General features: G+C 73.7%; 3 protein-coding genes. All 3 read left to right on the top strand.

All coding sequences use genetic code 11. The annotated features are described in order from the left end of the window. Window positions 1-1,407 (top strand): CocE/NonD family hydrolase (locus AE652_RS38905; RefSeq protein WP_159028694.1); only part of this gene is annotated, 1,407 nt, incomplete at its 5' end. A 57-nt stretch (window positions 1,408-1,464) separates the two neighbouring features. Next, window positions 1,465-2,160, top strand: a complete 696-nt coding sequence (locus AE652_RS38900) for an aspartate/glutamate racemase family protein (RefSeq protein WP_049660210.1) — start codon at window positions 1,465-1,467, stop codon at window positions 2,158-2,160. A 135-nt stretch (window positions 2,161-2,295) separates the two neighbouring features. Beyond that, window positions 2,296-2,787: a VOC family protein gene (locus AE652_RS38895; RefSeq protein ID WP_049660208.1), complete on the top strand. Its 492-nt coding sequence runs from the start codon at window positions 2,296-2,298 to the stop codon at window positions 2,785-2,787. Window positions 2,788-2,893 lie beyond the last annotated feature (106 nt).

The following is a 2,893-nucleotide window of genomic DNA, read 5'->3' as shown; positions in this document are numbered from 1 at the left end:
CGGACCGGCGGCGCCGTGCTCGCCGCCGACCTGCAGACCCGGCTCACCGCCCTGGTCGCCGACGCCGCCCTGCCGCCCGACCCGCGGTACGTCGGCGACGCCTGGCGGGCCGCCTGGCTGGCCCGGCTGGAGTCCCTGAACCCGCCCGTCGACGACTGGCTCGCGGCCGGCGAGAGCACCGTCCCGGTGTCCGTGCCCACCCTCGCGGTGGCCGGCTGGGGCGACCCGTCCTGCTCCTTCGTGCTGCGGCTGCTCGCCGAGTCCCCCACCGCGCGCGCCCTGATCGGCCCCTGGCCGCACGGCCTGCCCGAGGCCGCCCTGCCCGACACCCTGCGCTGGTGGGACCACTGGCTGCGCGGCGTCGACACCGACGCCCTCCAGGAACCCGCCCTGCGCAGCTGGCTCTCCACCCGCTGGACCGGCGACGAGGCCTGGCCCTCCCCCGACGTCCGCGCGATCCACTACGGCCTGGACGGACCGCTGCGCACCGCCGGCACCGCCTCCGACGAGCGGTACGTCCGGGTCCGCTCCCCGCAGCACACCGGCCTCAACGCCGGCGCCTACGTCCCGCACGGCCGCCCCGCCGACCAGCCGCCCGACCAGCGGGAGGAGGACGGCCGCTCGGTCTGCTTCGACTCCCAGCCGCTGCCCGAACCGGTCGAACTGCTCGGCACCCCGACCGTACGGCTGCGGCTGCGCGAGGACGACGCGCCCGTCCAGGTGGCCGTCCGGCTGTGCGCGGTCGGCCCGGACGGCACCTCGGACCTGGTCACCCGGGGCGTCCTCGCCGCCGGGGGCCCGGACGCCGAGGTCGAACTCGCGGCCTGCGCCTCGACCATCCCGGCCGGGCACCGGCTGCGGCTCGCCCTCTCCTCCGTCTACTGGCCCTGGGTGTGGCCCCCGGCCGAGGACACCGGGTACGGCGTCGACCCGTCCCGCTCCACCCTCAGCCTGCCGGTGCGCCACCTCGCCGCCGACGTCGGCACCCGGCCCGTCACCTTCGAACCCCCGATACTGCCCGAACCGCTCGCCGTCCACCTCACCGAGCCGCTCACCGCCCGGCCCGAGCACCTCACCGTGCACGACATCGGCCGCCACGAGTGGCGCGCCGAGTTCTCCCCCGCCACCGACGGCACCCGCACCCACCCCGACGGCCTGGTCCGCGACGAACACACCGTCACCGCCTACCGGGTGCTCACCGGCGCCCCGCTCAGCGCTCAGGCCCGCACCGACCACACCGTCCGCCTGGAGCGCCCCGACATCGGCTGGGACGTCACCGTCCAGACCCGTACCCAACTGCGCTGCGACACCGGGCACTTCCTCAGCATCGTCCAACTGCGGGCACTGGAGGGCGGATCGGAGGTGTTCGCCCGGGAGTGGCAGCACCGGGTGCCCCGGGAGAGCTGATCAAAGATTCACTTATGTACTTGCCTCACATTTCGATTCCGGCTTATAAATGGCCCCATGAAGACCATCGGCCTGATCGGCGGCATGAGCTGGGAATCCACCGCCGAGTACTACCGCCTGCTGAACCGACTCACCCGCGAGCGCCTCGGCGGACTGCACTCCGCCCGACTCGTGCTCTACTCCGTCGACTTCGCGCAGATCGAACGACTGCAGACGGCCGGCCGGTGGGAGGAGGCCGGCCAGGTCCTCGCCGACGCGGCCCGGTCACTGGAGGCGGCCGGCGCCGACCTGCTGCTGATCTGCACCAACACCATGCACAAGGTCGCCGACCAGGTCGCGGCGGCGGTCTCCGTCCCCCTGCTGCACCTGGCCGACACCACGGCGGCCGCCGTCCGGGCGGCGGGCCTGCGGCGGGTCGGACTGCTCGGGACGGCCTTCACGATGGAACAGGACTTCTACCGCGGCCGGTTGGCGGCGGGCGGCCTGGACGTCCAGGTGCCGCAGGCCGATTCGCGCGCCCTGGTCCACCGGGTGATCTACGAGGAACTATGCGTCGGACTGGTCCGCGAGGAGTCCCGGGCGGCCTACCGGCGGGTGATCGGAGAACTGGTGGCCGGGGGCGCGGAAGGCATCGTCCTCGGCTGCACCGAGATCGAACTGCTCGTCCGGCCGGAGGACAGCCCGGTGCCCGTCTTCCCCACCACCCGGCTGCACGCCGAAGCGGCGGTCGACGCCGCCCTGACCGGCCCCTGAACCCCGACCGCCGCCCTGAGGTGCGCGGTCGGCGGGCACCGGGACAATGGTGAGCGGACCGGTTTCTCCAGCACTCCGCCCCGCGCCGCCCACCCCGAAACCGGGGGCCACGGGGCGCGAACGAGAGGGACGACCATGGCCGTTTCCAGCACCCCGATCAACCTCACCCTCGCCGCCCACGTCGGCATCTCGGTCTCCGACCTGGACGCGTCGATCGCCTTCTACACGGCCCTCACCGGGCGGGAGCCCGTCGCGCAAGGCACCATGCACAGCGTGCCGTTCGGGAAGTCGCAGGGCCTGCCCGTGGCGAAGCTGCGCTACGCCACGATCAACCTGGACAACAGCCTCGGCATCGACCTCATCCAGTTCCAGGAACCGGTCGGCGAACGGACCGGCGGCGTGGCCAACCGGCCCGGCTCGATGCACCTGTGCCTGCGGGTCGACGACTTCGACGCCGTGTACCGGCGGATGAAGGACGCCGGCTACGACTTCCTCGGCGACGACTACACCTTCATCGAGGGCGAGGTCACCCCGGACGCCGCCCTCGGCACCCGGGTCGCCTACTTCAACGACCCGGACGGCACCAACCTGGAGATCATTCGCCCCGAAGGCGGCTTCGCCAGCTAGGAGTTCGCGGCGACCGGCCGCCCGGGCCACCCGCGCAGAGCGGCGCGGGCGCGGGCGACGCCTCCGGGAGTGGCGGGCGCGCCGGTGCCGACGGCGACGGTTCTCG

This window comes from Kitasatospora sp. MY 5-36 (assembly GCF_001182915.1).
Taxonomy (GTDB): Bacteria; Actinomycetota; Actinomycetes; order Streptomycetales; family Streptomycetaceae; genus Kitasatospora.
Note: the sequence above shows the minus strand (reverse complement) of the source record. Positions and strands in the feature narration are given on the sequence as shown.

Coding starts and splice junctions, on each gene's coding strand:
- AE652_RS38895 (WP_049660208.1), top strand. CDS start 2,296: ATGGCCGTTTCCAGCACCCCGATCAACCTCACCCTCGCCGCCCACGTC.
- AE652_RS38900 (WP_049660210.1), top strand. CDS start 1,465: ATGAAGACCATCGGCCTGATCGGCGGCATGAGCTGGGAATCCACCGCC.